Genomic DNA, 15,602 nt, shown 5'->3' with positions numbered 1-15,602 from the left:
GAGCCCCTTCCCAGCGGCGGGAAGGGGCTCTCTGTTTTTTGGTTTCCAGCCCAGTATAGCGAAGGGGAGAGGGGCTGTCAACGGCCCGGGGCGATCCTTGTAGGGGGACATCAAAAGCCCCGTCTATTTTTGGGGGCTTTGCGCATTTACAGCCCGGCGATTTCTCCCTATACTGGTGGCGTACGCATTGGTCAACGCTGGTGGAGACACGTTCCGTCGGCCTGTACTGGTGGTGTGCCAAATCGATCGAGGAGTGATGAAATGGCAAGCAAACAGACCATCTGCCTGTGCACCCCCCAGCGGTATGCGCCGGACTGGGAACAGCAGCGGCAGAGATACCAAAGGGCCTGCGAGGCGCGGGGCTTTGCCCTGCTGGAGCCCGACTGCGCCGGACAGCGGGTGGAGGACGACTTCCACAGCTGGATGGAGACCGTTCGGCGCTGCGACATCCTGGTGGGGGACATGAACAACTTCCGCGGCTGGGAGCCCGATTCGGGGGCCTGCTTTGTCCTGGGCGCGGGCTATGTCTGGGGGAAGAAGATCTACCTCTACCTAGACGACCTGCGCAGCTGTGCCGAGAAGTTCACCGAGGAGAAGTACCAGGACGAGCCGGGGGAGCAAATCGACATCACCGCCCCCGAAAACCAGAACAAGGGCACCGTCTCCAAGGGCTGGCGGGACAAGGAGGGGATCGTTCTGGAAAACGGCCCCCTGAACCTGATGATGTCCGCCCACGCACCCATGGTGGAGGGCGGCTTTGAGGAGGCGCTGGAGCGGATCCAGCAGGACGAGGAAGGGGGCGCACACCGGTGTTTGTAGACAAAAATGGGGTGGTCCGCCGCCCGGTGGCCTATCTGGCCGGGCCGGACATGTTCTGGCCCAACGGAATGGAGATCGGCGCCGGGTATGTGGAGTTGAGCCACCGCTACGGCATCGACGGCATCTTCCCCCCCGATCCCGCCAGGGAGGATCAGTACCGGGAGTACACCCCGGCGGACAACTCGCAGGAGGAGCTGGAGAAGAAGATCTTCACCCACGACATGAACCAGATCTACCGCTCGGACATGATCATCGCCAACCTCAACGACTTCCGCCGCGGGCAGGAGCCCGACTCCGGCACCGCCTTTGAGTGCGGGGCCGCCTGGGCCCTGGGGCTGCGCTGCTACGCCTTTATGGAGGATATCCGCCCCCTGGTGGAGCGCTTTTCCGGCGCCAAGCATCAAAATCTAGAGGGCCGCTGGGTGGACGGGCAGAGCTACCTCATCGAGGACAGGGGCCTGCCCTACAACCTCTTTCTGGGGGTGCCCTTCACCTTTGTGCAGGGGACGATGGAGGACGCCATGAAGCGCGCCCGGGCCGATTTTGACCGGGAGCTGGCGGCCGCCGGATACCCGCCCTACACCCCGGAGGGGTGAGGGGGAGGGGATAGGCGCCCTTCCCGGACCGAGAAAAAAGAGAGCTGTGTCCCGGCCGGTCGGCCCGGGGCACAGCTCTTTTTGGTCGCTCTCTTAAAAAGGGGGGCTATTTTCCGCCGAAGAAGTAGCCCAGCAGCACCAGGGCCACGATCACCCCGACGGTCATCATCAGCACCTTCATGGCAGAGGGCTTTTCACGCGGTTGTCTGGGGTCCACCTGCAGCACCTCCGTTCTCCGGCCGGGGCCGGTCGATGATCCCGCCGCCGATCACCAGTCCGTCTCGATAAAAGACCGCCGACTGGCCGGGGGCCGGCGCCCGCTGGGGCGCTGCAAAGCGGACGGTCAGCCCGCCGCCGGGCAAGAAGTGCAGGGTGGCGGGGCAGGGTTTGGCCACCGAGCGGATCTTCACCAGCACCTGCGCCCCCTCGGCGAGCTGCGCCGGGTCGGGGGCGCAGACCTCCCGAAGGCGGATCTCCGCGGCGTACTCCTCCCCCGCGTCGCAGAGGAGGACGTCCCCGCTGGCGAGGTCGATGGCGCGGACAAAGACCGGCCGCCCCAGGGCGATGCCCAGCCCCTTGCGCTGGCCCACCGTGTAGTGGGCGATGCCCCGGTGGGGCCCGGCGGGGCTGCCGTCGGGGGCGATGAACTGCCCCCGGCGGGAGGGGCCGCAGCGCCCCTCCACATAGGCGGGGTAGTCGCCGTCGGGGATGAAGCAGTTCTCCTGGCTGTCGGGCTTGTCGAAGGTGGGCAGCCCCGCCTCCCGGGCCAACTGGCGGACCTGGGGCTTCTCCATCCCCGCCAGGGGGAGCAGCAGCCGGGCCATGATCTCCTGGGGCAGCCGGTAGAGCATATAGCTCTGGTCCCGCTGGGCCGACTGGGCCTGGGTGAAGTAGTAGGTGTCCCCCCGGCGCACGATCCCCGCGTAGTGGCCGGTGGCCATCCAGTCGTAGCCGCCGCGCTGCATCTCCTCGTAGAGGGCGGCGAACTTGACGGTGGGGTTGCAGCGGACGCAGGGGTTGGGGGTCTCGCCGGAGAGGTAGCTCTGGCAGAAGTAGTCGATGACCTCGCGGGAAAACCGCTCCCTCAGGTTGCAGACGGTCAGGGGCACCCCGAAGAAGTCGGCCGCCAGCCGGGCGTCTTCCACCGCCTGATGGTGGGCGGGGGACATGTCAAAGACCACCCCGCCCACCTCGTAGCCCTGCTTTTGCAGCAGGGAGACGCAGGCGGAGGAGTCCACCCCCCCGCTCATGGCGACCAGGACCCGCTCAGCCATGGCAGGCTTCGCAGTCGCCGATCTCCCCCACGATGGGGGTCGGGTCGATGCCCTGCTTGCGGTAGTAGTCGCTCAGGGCGGCCTTCACCGCCTGCTCGGCCAGCACCGAACAGTGGATCTTGGCCGGGGGCAGCCCGTCCAGCGCCTCGATCACCGCCTTGTTGGAGAGCTTCAGGGCCTCGCTGATCTTCTTGCCCTTGATCATCTCGGTGGCGATCGAGCTGGTGGCGATGGCCGCGCCGCAGCCGAAGGTCTTGAACTTCACGTCGGTGATGGTGTCCCCGTCGATCTTCAAGTACATCTTCATGATGTCGCCGCACTTGGCGTTGCCCACCTCGCCGACGGCGTCGGCGTCCTCGATCTCGCCCACGTTGCGGGGGTTGGAGAAGTGGTCCAGTACCTTTTCAGAATAGAGCATTTGTCATCCGCCTTTCCAGTTGTAAAAATGTGTGTTGAGAGGGGCGCGTTCGGGGGAAAGGTCCGCCCGCGCCCGGCCGGGCCGCTACTGCTCGGCCTTGACGATCTTCTCCCACAGGGGGGACATGGCGCGCAGCCGCGCCACCACGGTGGGGATGGTCTCGATGATGTAGTCGGCCTCCTCCTCGGTGATGTCCTCGGCCAGGGAGAGGCGCAGGGAGCCGTGGGCCACGTCATGGGTCAGCCCCAGGGACAGCAGCACGTGGCTGGGGTCGAGGGAGCCGGAGGTGCAGGCCGAGCCGGAGGAGGCCGCGATCCCGTTTAAGTCCAGCATCAGCAGCAGGGACTCGCCCTCCACCCCCTCGAAGGAGAGGTTGATGGTGCCGGGCAGCCGCTTCACCGGGTCGCCGTTGAGGCGGGTGTGGGGCAGCTCGAGGGCCGCGGCGATGATGCGGTCCCGCAGGGGGGTCAGGTGCTCCCTCTTGCGGGCGATGGCCGCCGGGTCGCAGGCCAGCTCGATGGCCCGGCCCAGCCCCACGATGGAGGCCACGTTCTCGGTCCCGGCGCGGTGACCCCGCTCCTGGCCGCCGCCGTCGAGCAGGTTGGGGATGGCGATCCCCCGCCGCAGGTAGAGGGCGCCCACCCCCTTGGGGCCGTGGAACTTGTGGGCCGAGAGGGAGAGCATGTCGATGTTTTGGGCCTTCACGTCGATTTCCACGTTCCCCACCGCCTGCACCGCGTCGGTGTGGAACCAGACCCCCCGCTCCCTGCAGATGGCGCCGATCTCGGCGATGGGCTGGATGGTGCCGATTTCGTTGTTGGCGTACATCACCGAGACCAGGGCCGTCTCGGGGCGGATGACGGCGGCCACGTCGGCCGGGTCCACCAGCCCCTCGGGGCTCACCGGCAGGTAGGTCACCTGGCAGCCCAGCCGCTCCAACTTCTGGGCGGTGTGGAGGATGGCGTGGTGCTCGAACACGGTGGTGATCAGGTGGGTCTTCCCCTTTTTGGCCAGGGCCATCACGGCCGCCTTGAGGGCCCAGTTGTCCGCCTCCGATCCGCAGCCGGTGAAGTAGATCTCCCCCGGCTCGCAGCCCAGGGCGTTCGCCGTCTGCACCCGGGCGTGCTCGATGGCCGCCAGGGCGGCCCGCCCCTTTTGGTAGATGCTGGAGGGGTTGCCGTACTCCTCCTTTAAAAAGGGGAGCATGGCCTCCAGCACCGGCTCGCTCACCGGGGTGGTGGCGGCGTTGTCCGCGTAGATATATCTGCTCATGGAACACACCTCATATCTCTGTAAAATGGGGGCCGGCTGCGCCGTCCGGCGCGGCTGGGGGACCCGTCGACTCTAATATACACCAATTTAGTATGAATTGCAAGGGGGCGCCCGTCTATTTTCAAAGAGGGCCGCTGCCGAGTGGGGGGAGGGGCCCCGGCCCAAAAGCGGGCTCTGATAAAATGGTATTCCCCGCCGCCCCGATTGGCGACAGCCGGCCGCCCTCGCTTCAGCGCCCGGCGACGCCGAAGCGGTCGCGCTGGGCCACCGCCAGGGCGTCGCAGCGCTCATTTTCCGGGTGGCCGGCGTGGCCCTTGACCCAGTGCAGGGTCACCTGGTGCACCTCCAGCAATTCCAGCAGCCGCCCCCAGAGGTCGGGGTTGAGGGCGGGCTCCTTGTTCCCCTTGCGCCAGCCGTTTTTCCGCCAGCTCACGGCCCAGCCCTTCTGCACCCCGTCCACCAGGTATTTGGAGTCGGAGTAGAGCTCCACCCGGCAGGGGCGCTTGAGGGCGGCCAGGGCCTCGATGGCGGCGGTGAGCTCCATGCGGTTGTTGGTGGTCTGCGCCTCCCCGCCGGAGAGTTCCCGCACCGCGTCGCCGCAGCGGAGGATGGCGCCCCAGCCCCCGGGGCCGGGGTTGCCGCTACAGGCGCCGTCGGTAAAAATTTCCACGTGATTTGCCGGCATCTCTCTGCCTCCCTTTCCCGCCTGGCCCCCGCCCGTCGCGGCGGGGCCCGGCGCTTTTTCCAGTATACCCAAAAAGGGGCGGCGGCACAAGCGCCGCCCCTTGGCGAAAGGGAGATATTTCTCGCCCGATCGGCCCATACTGGGAAAAGACGGAAGGGCGGGGAAGGCATTCCCCCTTCCTTGACATTTGCGGGGAAAACGGATAGTATGATTTTATCTGTATCTGTACGTTTTTCCCTGCGCCCTTTGGCGCAGCGCGTGGCCGCAGACCCTCTGCGCGTCGGCAGAGCCGGGCGGCCGCGCACCCTTTCCGGGCATTCGGAAAATCCTACAATCCAATCAATGAAAATAAAGAGGCGCCCTGCGGGGCGCCTGCGGCGGCTGTGCCCAAAAGGGCCCGCCCCGCAGTTACAGGAGGAACAAATGGCAGAATCAACCACCGACAAGAACAAGACCCAGGGCGCTTCTCAGCCCCAGCAGAAAAAGAGCGGCCGCAGCGGCGGCAACCGCCGTCCCCGCCAGGGGCAGGGCCGCCCCGCCAAAAAGGCGACCCCGGCCCAGGCGGCCAAGGCGCAGGAGCAGGCCCAGGCGGGCGCGGCCAAGCAGCCGGCCCAGCAAAAACAGGCCCCCCAGAAAAAGCAGGCCGCGGCGGCCAAACAGCCCGCCCAGGGCGGCCAGCGGCGGCCCTCGAGCCGCAGCCGCCAGCCCAAAAAGGCCACTCCCGCCCAGGCGGCCAAGACCGCAGCCGCCGCCCAGAGCGCCGCGCTGGCCCCGGCCGCCGCCCCCCAGCCCCAGGCCGAGGGGAAGAAAAAGGCCCCCTTCGGCGGCCGGAAAAAATCGGCTTCCGGCAAAAAGGGCGGCGCCCTGCCGCTGCGCATCGTCCCCCTGGGGGGGCTGCACGAGGTGGGCAAAAACTGCACCGCCGTCGAGTACGGCGAGGACATCGTGGTCATCGACTGCGGCCTCACCTTCCCCGACAGCGACATGCCCGGGGTGGACATCGTCATCCCCGACTTCACCTATTTGATCGAAAACAAAAAGCGCATTCGCGGCGTGGTCCTCACCCACGGGCACGAGGACCACATCGGTGGCCTGCCCTACCTGTTAAAGGAGATTAGCGTCCCCCTCTACGGCACCCGGCTCACCCTGGGCCTGGTGGAGGGCAAGCTGGAGGAGCACCGCCTGCTGGAAAAGAGCAAGCTCAATGTGGTGGCCGCCGGCGACCGGGTGCAGCTGGGCAGGATGCAAGTCGAGTTCATCCGGGTCAACCACTCCATCCCCGGCGCGGTGGCGCTGGCCTTCCACACCCCCGCGGGGACGCTGGTGCACACCGGCGACTTCAAGATCGACTACGACCCCATCGACGGGGAGATGATCGACCTGGCCCGCTTTGCCGAACTGGGCAAAGAGGGGGTCACCGCGCTGCTGATGGACTCCACCAACGCCGAGCGCCCCGGCATGACCGCCTCTGAGCGCAGCGTGGGCCGCTCCTTTGAAAACCTCTTTGCCAAGGCGGGCAACCGGCGCATCATCATCGCCAGCTTCGCCTCCAACATCCACCGCATCCAGCAGATCATCGACACCGCCCACAAGTTCCGGCGCAAGGTCCTCGTCAGCGGCCGCAGCATGGAAAACGTCACCGCCCGCGCCATCGAGCTGGGCTACCTCAAGGTGCCCAAGGGCCAGCTCATCGAACTGGCCGAGGCCGGCGATTACCCGCCGGAGAAGCTGGTGGTCATCACCACCGGCAGCCAGGGCGAGCCCATGGCCGCCCTCTCGCGGATGGCAAACGGCACCCACCGGCAGCTGTCGGTCAACAGCCGCGACTTCATCATCATCTCGGCCCGGCCCATCCCCGGCAACGAAAAGCATGTGGGCAACGTGGTCAACGCCCTCTTCAAGCTGGGGGCCGAGGTCATCTACGAGAGCATGTATGAGGTGCACGTCTCCGGCCACGCCTGCCAGGGCGAGCTCAAGACCATCCTCGCCCTGACCAAGCCCCAGTACTTCATGCCGGTGCACGGCGAGTACCGCCACCTCATCAAAAACGCCGGCCTCGGCCGCTCCCTGGGCATCCCCGAAAAGAACATCGTCATCAGCGAAAACGGCCGGGTGGTCGAGTTCGGGCCCCGGGGCGTCAAGAAAGACGAGCTGGTCACCGCCGGCAAGGTCATGGTCGACGGCCTGGGCGTGGGCGACGTGGGCAGCATCGTCCTGCGCGACCGCAAGCGCCTGAGCGAGGACGGGCTGCTGACCATCGTCATCACCATCGACTCCGAGACCAGCGAAGTGGTGGCCGGCCCCGACATCGTCACCCGCGGCTTTGTCTATGTGCGCGAGAGCGAACAGCTCATCAAAGAGGCCCGGGCAGTGGTGACCAAAACCCTCGACAAGTGCCTGGAGAGGGAGGTCAACGACTGGGCCGACTTAAAGCTGAACATCCGCGAGGCCCTGTCCATGTTCCTCTTTCAAAAGACCAAGCGCAGCCCCATGATCCTCCCCATCATCATGGAGGTCTGAGGCAACGATCTGGCCGCCCCCGGCGGGGCGGCGCCATTGGGAAGGTGAAGGCGTGAAAAAAAGCTACAAGGGGTTTTACCCCCTCCTCTATGTGATCGCCGGCTGCTGTGTGCTGCTGACGGCGCTCTCCTGGTTTGTCCACCCGCTGCTCTGCGCGGCCATGGGTGTGGTCTCTGCCGGGGTGGTGGCCGTCGCCTGGTGGATGATCGCCGGGCTGCGCCGCCGGGCCTTTCAGGTCATCGACGTGGTGGCCTCCGACATCACCTTCGAGCGGGGGGCGGCCATCCAGTCCTTCCCCCTGCCCACGGCGGTCACCGCAGCGGACGGGGAGATCCTCTGGCACAACGGCCTCTTCGCCGCCATCTTTGGCAAGGGGGAGGGGGATTGTTTCAGCGACGGCCTCTCCCGGCTCATCTCCGGCTTCAACCTGGCCAAGGCCAAGCAGCCCACCGGCTGTCCGGTGCGCATCGGCGACCGGTTCTTCTCGGCCTTTGCCGCCGTCTCCCTGCGGGAGGGGCGGGAGACCTCGGTGATCTACCTCTGCGAGACCACCAAGCTCAAGCGCGACTCCATCGAGTACCTGCAATCCCGCCCCTGCATCTTCAGCATCCTGGTGGACAACTACGACGACATCCTCCAGTCCTACAAGGAGAGCGAGAAGGCCCGGGTCACCGGCGAGGTGGAGCGGAGCTTGGAGGAGTTTGTGGGCCGGCAAAACGGCATCCTCATCAAGATGAACAACCGCCGCTTCTTCGCCGTGGTGGAGTACCGCTACATGCACAAGATCATTGAGGAGCGCTTCCCCATCCTCGACGACGTGCGCAAGATCACGGTGGACGGCAAGGTGCCCATCACCGTCTCCATCGGGGTGGGGATGCAGCCGGACAGCCTCACCGGCAACCTGGAGACCTCCCGCCACGCCCTGGACATGGCCCTGGGCCGAGGGGGCGACCAGGTGGCGGTCAAGACCGTCAACGGCTACGACTTCTACGGCGGGGTCTCCAAGGGGGTGGAGAAGCGCACCAAGGTGCGGGCGCGGATCATTGCCTCCGCCCTGCTGGAACTCTGCAAGATCCACCGGCAGGTCATCATCATGGGCCACCGCTTCTCCGACATGGACAGCGTGGGCTCCTCCGCCGGGCTCTGCCGGGGGCTGCGGCTGCTGGGGATCGACGCCTTTGTGGCCGTCGACCGGCAGACCACCCTCTCGGCCCCCCTCATCGAGCAGATCGGCGCCGCCGGGTTTGAGTCCCTCTTTGTCGACGCCGCCGCGGCCCGCGACCTGGTGGACGACGAGACCCTGGTGGTGGTGATGGACACCCACGCCAAGCCGATGGTCGAGGTGCCCGAGCTGCTGGAGCGGTGCAAGTCGGTGGTGGTGATCGACCACCACCGCAAGCGGGTGGACTACATTGAAAACGCCGTCATCTTCTACCACGAGCCCTACTCCTCCTCCGCCTCCGAGATGGTGGCCGAGCTGCTGCAGTACCTGGGCGACGGGGAGAAGGAGGTGGAGGCAGTCTTCGCCGAGGCCCTGCTGGCCGGGCTGGTTTTGGACACCAAGAACTTCGCCGTCAAGACCGGGGTCAAGACCTTTGAGGCGGCGGGCTACCTGCGCTCCCTGGGGGCCGACACGGTGGAGGTCAAGCGGCTCTTCTCCTCCACCATGGAGGACTTTCAAAACCGCACCGCCATCGTCACCGGGGCCCACGTCTACAAGAGCTGCGCCATCGCCAAATCCCCCGACGACATCCCCGACATCCGGGTGGTGTCGGCCCAGGCGGCGGACGAGCTGTTGGAGATCTCCGACGTGCGGGCCTCCTTCGTCCTCTTCTCCCAGGGCAGCCAGGTGAACATCTCGGCGCGCTCCCTGGGGCAGCTCAACGTCCAGTTGATTTTGGAGAGTTTGGGCGGCGGCGGCCACCACACCATGGCCGGCGCCCAGCTGCGGGAGACCAGCCTGGACACCGCAGTGAAGATGTTGGAAAAATCCATCGACCTCTACTACGAGCAAAACCACATTCAATAGATACCACCAGATGAAAAGGCCCCCGCGAGCGGGGGAGAGAAGGGAGAGAACTGCCATGCAGGTCATTTTGAAACAGGACGTGAAGGGAACGGGCAAAAAGGGGGAGTTACATAAGGTTTCCGACGGGTACGCCCGCAACTTTTTGCTCCCCAAAGGGCTGGCCATCGAGGCCGACGCCCAGGCCATCAACGACCTGAAAAACAAGCAGGCCGCCGCCGAGCACCACACCCAGGAGGACATTGCCCGCTGCAAGGAGGAGGCCGCCAAGATAGACGGCAAGACCGTCACCGTCAAGGCCAAGGCCGGCAAAGAGGGCAAGCTCTTCGGCTCGGTCACTGGCAAGGAGATCGCCCAGGCCGTGCAGGACGCCTACGGCGTGGCGGTGGACAAGCGCAAGATCAAGCTGGACACGGCCATCAAGGCCTTTGGCAGCTACAGCGCCCAGGTGAAATTCGCCCACTCCATCGAGGCGGAGATCAAGGTCTCGGTAGTCGAGCTGTAACAGCGCCGCAGGGGGACGACGGCGGGCCGGGAAAACCGGCCCGCCCGCGTCCCCTTTCGCCGTGTAAGTGAGAAGTCGAGGCGGGCCCCGAGGGGCGCCCGCCCAAGAAGGAGGGACTGCGGTGGAACCGCTGCAACCAACCGGGGACGTGTACGGCCTGAATATGCCCTACAACCTGGAGGCCGAACAGTCGGTGCTGGGCGGCATCCTCATCGACCCCAACTGCCTCTCCACCGTGTTGGAAAGGCTGAAGCCCGAACACTTTTACAACCCCCAACACCGGGAGATCTACGCCTGCATCATCCGGATGTTCACCGCCGGCGAGCCCATTGACTTTGTCACCCTGCTCAACGAGGTCTGTGACCGGCAGATCTTCGAGACCAAAGACCAGGCCAAGATCTACCTGACCAACATCGCCCAGATGGTGCCCTCCCTCTCCAACATGGAGACCTACGCCCGCATCATCGAGGAGAAGTACTACCTGCGCACCCTCCTCTACACCGCCCGGGACATCATCGACACCACCTCCGAGGGGGAGCAGGACGCCAAGATGCTGCTGGACATCGCCGAGCAGAAGATCTTCGACATCCGCCAGGGGCGCACCACCCAGGGGCCCCAGCGCATCGACGGCATCATCATCGACACCTTCGACAGCCTGCAGCAGATTTCCGGCGACGACAAGCAGGCATTCACCGGCCTCTCCACCGGCTTTTCGGCGGTGGACAGCCTGATTTTCGGCCTCAACAAGTCCGACCTGATCCTGCTGGCGGCCCGCCCGGCCATGGGCAAGACCAGTTTCGCCCTCAACATCGCCACCAACGTGGCCAACCGCAGCGACAAGGCGGTGGTCATCTTCTCGCTGGAGATGAGCAAGGAGCAGCTGGTCTCCCGGGTCCTCTCCAGCGAGGCGTCCATCTCCAACTCGGCCTTTCGCACCGGCGATTTGACCGGGCAGGAGTGGGCCAACCTGGTGGCGGTGGCCGAGCACCTCTCCCAAAAGGAGATCTATATCGATGACTCCTCGGGCATCACCGTCCCCGAGATGAAGGCCCGGCTGCGGCGGATCAAGAACCTGGGACTGGTGGTCATCGACTACCTGCAGCTGATGACCTCCGGCCGCCGCATCGAGAGCCGGGTGGCGGAGGTGTCCGAAATCACCCGGAGCCTGAAGATCATGGCCAAGGAGCTGGACGTGCCCATCATCACCCTCTCCCAGCTCTCCCGCGGGCCCGAGAGCCGCCCCGACAAGCGGCCGATGCTCTCCGACCTGCGCGAGTCCGGCTCCATCGAACAGGACGCCGACATCGTCATGTTCCTCTACCGGGACGAGTACTACAACCGGGACACCGAGGACGTGAACATCGCCGAGTGCATCGTGGCCAAAAACCGCCACGGCGAGGTGGACACGGTGAAGCTGAGCTGGGACGGCTCCTACACCCGCTTCGCCTCGCTGGAAACCTACCGCGATGCCCCGTAATCCAGAGGGGGAGGGGCTGCGGGCGGCCGTCTGCGCGGCGGTGCGGCGGCACCGGATGTTTTCCCCCGGCGAGCGGGTGATCGTGGCCCTCTCGGGCGGGCCGGACTCGGTGGCCCTCCTCCACGCCCTGTTGGCAAGCGGGGAGGAGCTGGGGGCCCGGCTCTCGGCCTGCCATCTCAACCACCGGCTGCGGGGGGAGGAGGCCGGGCGGGACGAGGCCTTCGTCCGCGCCCTCTGCGCGCAGTGGGGGGTACCCCTGTACGCCTTTTCCGAGGACGTGCGGGCCGCCGCCCGGGCCCGGGGCATTTCAGAGGAGTTGGCCGGGCGGGAGATCCGCTACCGCCTCTTCGGCGAGCTGGCCGAGCGGGAGGGGGCGAAGATCGCCACCGCCCACCAGCTCACCGACCAGGTGGAGACCGTCCTCTTTCGCCTCACCCGCCGCGCCGGGCTCGACGGGCTCTGCGGCATCCCACCGGTGCGGGGCCCCTTCATCCGCCCCCTGCTGGGCTGCACCCGGGCCGAGGTGGAGGACTACTGCCGGGAGGAGGGGCTCCCCTTTGTGGTGGACTCCACCAACGGGGACGAGACCTATGCCCGCAACCGCATCCGGCTGCAGGTGCTGCCCGCCCTGCGGCAGCTCAACCCCAGCCTGGAAAAGACGGTGGCCGCCACCGCCGGCTACCTGGCACAGGACCGGGATTTTCTCAATCTCCGGGCCGCCGAGGCATATGCTGATTGCAAGGGCCCCGGTGGCGGGGCGCTCCCGACCCTGAACGCCGACGCCTTTGCGGCCCTCCACCCCGCCCTGCAGGGCCGGGTGGCCCGGCTCTTTTTGACCGACTGCGCCCTGCCCGCCACCGCCCTGGCCGCCGAGGCGGTGGCGCGGTTGGCCGCCGGGGAGGAGGGGGAGCGGGAGCTGGCCGCTGGGCGCTATCTGCGCCGCCGGGGGGGCCTGCTTGTCTGCCGGGAGCGGACCACTCCCCCGCCGCCGGCAGCGCCCTGCGAGCTGGCGGTGGGCAAAAGCGCCAGTATTTTTGGCAAAACCCTCACCCTCTGTGTCACAACAGCGGAAAATGGTGCAATTCTAGAAAAAGTTCACAAAAACCACTTAATAAATTGTATGGACTATGATAAACTAAAGACTACACTTGTTGCGCGCGGCCGCCAGGAAGGGGACAGCATCGCCCTCTCCCGGCGGGGCGTCACCAAAACGCTGAAAAAGCTGTTTTGCGAGCTGGGCATCCCCCCCCAAGAGCGGGGGCGGGTCCCGGTGATCGCCGACGGCGAAGGGGTGGTCTGTATCCCCGGCGTGGACGTGGCGGCCCGGGTCGCCGTGACCGGAAAAACCGAGAGGATAGCGGTACTGTACTGCGGGGAGGACGTATAAAATGATGAAAGACGACGTGCTGAAGACCCTGATCGGCGAAGAGGAACTCAAGGAGCGGGTGCGGGAGCTGGGCGAGCAGATCACCCGGGACTACCAGGGCAAGAACCTGCTGCTGGTGAGCGTGCTCAAAGGCTCGATTGCCTTTATGGCGGACTTGATGCGGGCCATCGATCTGCCCCTGTCCATCGACTTCATGGCGGTTTCAAGTTACGGCGCGGGGGTCAAGACCTCCGGCGTGGTCAAGATCATCAAGGATCTGGACATCGACCTCAAGGGCTATGACCTGCTGATCGTCGAGGACATCCTCGACTCGGGCATGACCCTCAGCTACATCATGGAGATGTTGGAGGCCAGGGAGCCCAGTTCGGTAAAGATCTGCACTCTGCTCGACAAGCCCGAGCGCCGCCAGGTGTCGGTGGCCCCCGCCTATGTGGGCTTTACCGTCCCCGACGAGTTCGTCATCGGCTACGGGCTGGACTACGACGAGAAGTACCGCAACCTCCCCTATATCGGCGTTCTCAAACCGGAAGTTTACACGAAATAGCAAAAGCAGTCAGTTAGGAGGCTAAGCCGTTGACAAAAAAGAGAGGGAAAGGCTCCGGCACAGGGATCTATGTACTCATCCTGTTGGGGCTGGTGGTCTGCGCCTTCGTCCTGCTCAACCTCAAGACGGGCGAGACCAGGACCTACCAAGAAGTCATCGGGTATTTTGACGACCAGAAGGTGGAGAAGTTCACCCTGGATTTCGGCAGCGGGAAACTCAAGGCCAAGCTGCGGGGCCAGGAGGAGACCATCACCTACAACGTGCCCAATGTAAAGATGTTTGTGGACCATGTGGAGCCCGGCGTGCTCGCGTACAACGAGAAGCACCCCGACGCCCCCATTGAGTACGACTACACCCCGCCGGTGGAGGCCCCCTGGTGGGCGGCCATGATCCCCTATGTGCTGCTCATCGGCGGGATGGCGCTGCTGTGGTTTTTCATGTTCCGCCAGTCCGCGGGCAGCGGCGGCAAGATGAATTCCTTCGGCAAGGCCAAGGTCAAACCCCAGCAGGGGGAGGGCCCCAACCGGGTCACCTTCCAGGATGTGGCCGGCGCCGACGAGGAGAAGGAAGAGCTGCGCGAGGTGGTGGAGTTCCTCAAAAACCCCGGCCAGTTCTCTGCCCTGGGCGCCCGCATCCCCAAAGGGGTGCTGCTCATCGGCCCTCCGGGCACCGGCAAGACCCTGCTGGCCAAGGCGGTGGCGGGGGAGGCCAAAGTCCCCTTCTACTCCATCTCCGGCTCCGACTTTGTGGAGATGTTTGTCGGCGTGGGCGCCTCCCGCGTGCGCGACCTCTTTGACCAGGCCAAGAAGAGCGCCCCCAGCATCATCTTCATCGACGAGATCGACGCGGTCGGCCGCCAGCGCGGCGCCGGCCTGGGCGGCGGCAACGACGAGCGGGAGCAGACCCTCAACCAGCTGTTGGTGGAACTGGACGGCTTTGGCGCCAACGAGGGGGTCATTGTCATCGCCGCCACCAATCGCCGCGACGTCCTCGACCCCGCCCTGCTGCGGCCCGGCCGCTTTGACCGCGAAGTCTATGTGGGCTACCCAGACATCAAGGGCCGGGAGGAGATCTTGCAGGTGCACGCCCGCAACAAACCCCTGGGCCCCGACGTGGACCTGGGCGTCATCGCCAAGACAACAAACGGCTTCACCGGCGCGGACCTGGCCAACCTCCTCAACGAGGCGGCCCTGTTGGCGGCCCGCAAAAACCGCAAGGCCATCACCGAGGCCGACATTCAGGAAGCCACCATCAAGGTGGTGGCCGGCCCCGAGAAGAAGAGCCGGGTGGTCTCCGACAAGGAGCGCCGCCTGACGGCCTACCACGAGGCGGGCCACGCCATCGTCACCTACTACTGCAAGTCCCAGGACCCGGTCCACCAGATCTCCATCGTCCCCCGGGGCCAGGCGGGCGGCTACACCATGAGCCTGCCGAAGGAGGACCGCAACTACCGCACCCGCTCCCAGATGTTTGAGGACATCGTCACCCTGCTGGGCGGACGGGTGGCCGAGTCGCTGATGCTCGACGACATCTCCACCGGCGCCTCCAACGACATCGAGCGGGCCACCAACATCGCCCGGGCGATGGTCACCCGCTACGGCTTCTCCAAGGAGCTGGGCCCCCTGGTCTACGGCACCGACCAGCAGGAGGTGTTTTTGGGGCGCGACCTCAACCAGGCGCGCAACTACTCCGAAGAGGTGGCCTCCAAGATCGACAAGGAGATGCGGGCCATCATCGACAGGGCGTACAGCCAGGCCAAGACCATTTTGGAGGAGCACACCGACGCCCTGAACACCGTGGCCAAGGTTTTGCTGGAGTACGAAAAGGTCGACGGCGAGACCTTCATCAAATTGATGGAGACCCCGCTGCTGGAGGGGGAAGAGGCGGCTCCGGCCCTCTCGGCCCCGGCGGGCGAACCCCCGGTCCTGCCCGAGGGGAACGGCGGCCTGCCGACACCCCCCGCTCCTCCGGCCCAGCCCGATGCGGGCGAGGGCGGAGAAGAGGACAAGAGCGGGCCCCAAGCATAGCGCTTTTTATCGACTAGAGTTAGGGGGGGGGGGGGGGGGGGGGGGGGGGGGG

General features: G+C 65.8%; 13 protein-coding genes. 9 read left to right on the top strand and 4 right to left on the bottom strand.

What is annotated here, in order from left to right; genetic code table 11:
- The first annotated feature begins 261 nt into the window (after positions 1-261).
- The gene (locus ACTNAU_RS12175) at positions 262-819 is read left to right on the top strand and encodes a nucleoside 2-deoxyribosyltransferase (protein ID WP_185916382.1); all 558 of its coding nucleotides are present in this window, start codon (positions 262-264) and stop codon (positions 817-819) included.
- Positions 810-1,415 (top strand): nucleoside 2-deoxyribosyltransferase, encoded by a 606-nt coding sequence (locus ACTNAU_RS12170; protein WP_441098573.1) that lies wholly within the window; start codon positions 810-812, stop codon positions 1,413-1,415. Before ACTNAU_RS12175 ends, ACTNAU_RS12170 begins: the two co-directional genes overlap by 10 nt.
- Positions 1,416-1,609: 194 nt before the next feature.
- Here the strand turns inward: ACTNAU_RS12170 and mnmA are convergent, their stop codons facing one another.
- The 4 genes from mnmA to rnhA all read right to left on the bottom strand — a co-directional run bounded on the left by mnmA (position 1,610) and on the right by rnhA (position 5,064).
- The gene (gene mnmA / locus ACTNAU_RS12165) at positions 1,610-2,689 is read right to left on the bottom strand and encodes a tRNA 2-thiouridine(34) synthase MnmA (protein WP_441098572.1); all 1,080 of its coding nucleotides are present in this window, start codon (positions 2,687-2,689) and stop codon (positions 1,610-1,612) included.
- The gene (gene nifU / locus ACTNAU_RS12160; RefSeq protein WP_021660233.1) at positions 2,682-3,107 is read right to left on the bottom strand and encodes a Fe-S cluster assembly scaffold protein NifU; all 426 of its coding nucleotides are present in this window, start codon (positions 3,105-3,107) and stop codon (positions 2,682-2,684) included. Before nifU ends, mnmA begins: the two co-directional genes overlap by 8 nt.
- 84 nt (positions 3,108-3,191) lie before the next feature.
- A complete protein-coding gene (gene nifS / locus ACTNAU_RS12155; protein WP_441098571.1) occupies positions 3,192-4,379 on the bottom strand; it encodes a cysteine desulfurase NifS in 1,188 nt (395 codons plus the stop codon).
- A 229-nt stretch (positions 4,380-4,608) separates the two neighbouring features.
- Complete coding sequence (rnhA, locus tag ACTNAU_RS12150) at positions 4,609-5,064, bottom strand: ribonuclease HI (protein ID WP_441098570.1); 456 nt, start codon at positions 5,062-5,064, stop codon at positions 4,609-4,611.
- Positions 5,065-5,487: 423 nt separating this feature from the next.
- Between rnhA and ACTNAU_RS12145 the strand changes: the two genes are divergently transcribed.
- From ACTNAU_RS12145 to ftsH, 7 genes are all read left to right on the top strand, one after another.
- On the top strand, positions 5,488-7,584 hold the full coding sequence (locus ACTNAU_RS12145) for a ribonuclease J (protein ID WP_441098569.1): 2,097 nt from the start codon (positions 5,488-5,490) through the stop codon (positions 7,582-7,584).
- 52 nt (positions 7,585-7,636) lie between these two features.
- Positions 7,637-9,613: a DHH family phosphoesterase gene (locus ACTNAU_RS12140; protein ID WP_441098568.1), complete on the top strand. Its 1,977-nt coding sequence runs from the start codon at positions 7,637-7,639 to the stop codon at positions 9,611-9,613.
- 55 nt (positions 9,614-9,668) lie between these two features.
- A complete protein-coding gene (gene rplI, locus ACTNAU_RS12135; protein ID WP_021659427.1) occupies positions 9,669-10,115 on the top strand; it encodes a 50S ribosomal protein L9 in 447 nt (148 codons plus the stop codon).
- 121 nt (positions 10,116-10,236) lie between these two features.
- Positions 10,237-11,592, top strand: a complete 1,356-nt coding sequence (gene dnaB, locus ACTNAU_RS12130; protein ID WP_021659429.1) for a replicative DNA helicase — start codon at positions 10,237-10,239, stop codon at positions 11,590-11,592.
- Entirely contained in the window at positions 11,582-12,979 is a 1,398-nt protein-coding gene (gene tilS, locus ACTNAU_RS12125) for a tRNA lysidine(34) synthetase TilS (protein WP_441098567.1), read from the top strand. The genes dnaB and tilS overlap by 11 nt, the downstream gene beginning before the upstream one ends.
- A gap of 4 nt (positions 12,980-12,983) precedes the next feature.
- Positions 12,984-13,523 carry a hypoxanthine phosphoribosyltransferase gene (hpt, locus tag ACTNAU_RS12120; protein WP_044992738.1) on the top strand — a complete coding sequence of 180 codons (540 nt, stop codon included), beginning with the start codon at positions 12,984-12,986 and terminating at the stop codon, positions 13,521-13,523.
- A gap of 29 nt (positions 13,524-13,552) precedes the next feature.
- The gene (gene ftsH, locus ACTNAU_RS12115; protein ID WP_441098566.1) at positions 13,553-15,550 is read left to right on the top strand and encodes an ATP-dependent zinc metalloprotease FtsH; all 1,998 of its coding nucleotides are present in this window, start codon (positions 13,553-13,555) and stop codon (positions 15,548-15,550) included.
- Positions 15,551-15,602 lie beyond the last annotated feature (52 nt).

The organism is Bittarella sp. HCP28S3_D9 (genome assembly GCF_052065655.1).
Classification (GTDB): Bacteria; Bacillota; Clostridia; order Oscillospirales; family Ruminococcaceae; genus Bittarella; species Bittarella massiliensis.
The sequence above is the reverse complement of the archived record's forward strand: the minus strand, read 5'-3'. Positions and strand labels throughout refer to the sequence as shown.

Excerpts from the sequence above, each read along its gene's own strand:
- ACTNAU_RS12175 (WP_185916382.1), top strand. The coding sequence starts at position 262 with ATGGCAAGCAAACAGACCATCTGCCTGTGCACCCCCCAGCGGTATGCG.
- mnmA (WP_441098572.1), bottom strand. The coding sequence starts at position 2,689 with ATGGCTGAGCGGGTCCTGGTCGCCATGAGCGGGGGGGTGGACTCCTCC.
- nifU (WP_021660233.1), bottom strand. The coding sequence starts at position 3,107 with ATGCTCTATTCTGAAAAGGTACTGGACCACTTCTCCAACCCCCGCAAC.
- nifS (WP_441098571.1), bottom strand. The coding sequence starts at position 4,379 with ATGAGCAGATATATCTACGCGGACAACGCCGCCACCACCCCGGTGAGC.
- rnhA (WP_441098570.1), bottom strand. The coding sequence starts at position 5,064 with ATGCCGGCAAATCACGTGGAAATTTTTACCGACGGCGCCTGTAGCGGC.
- ACTNAU_RS12145 (WP_441098569.1), top strand. The coding sequence starts at position 5,488 with ATGGCAGAATCAACCACCGACAAGAACAAGACCCAGGGCGCTTCTCAG.
- rplI (WP_021659427.1), top strand. The coding sequence starts at position 9,669 with ATGCAGGTCATTTTGAAACAGGACGTGAAGGGAACGGGCAAAAAGGGG.
- tilS (WP_441098567.1), top strand. The coding sequence starts at position 11,582 with ATGCCCCGTAATCCAGAGGGGGAGGGGCTGCGGGCGGCCGTCTGCGCG.
- hpt (WP_044992738.1), top strand. The coding sequence starts at position 12,984 with ATGAAAGACGACGTGCTGAAGACCCTGATCGGCGAAGAGGAACTCAAG.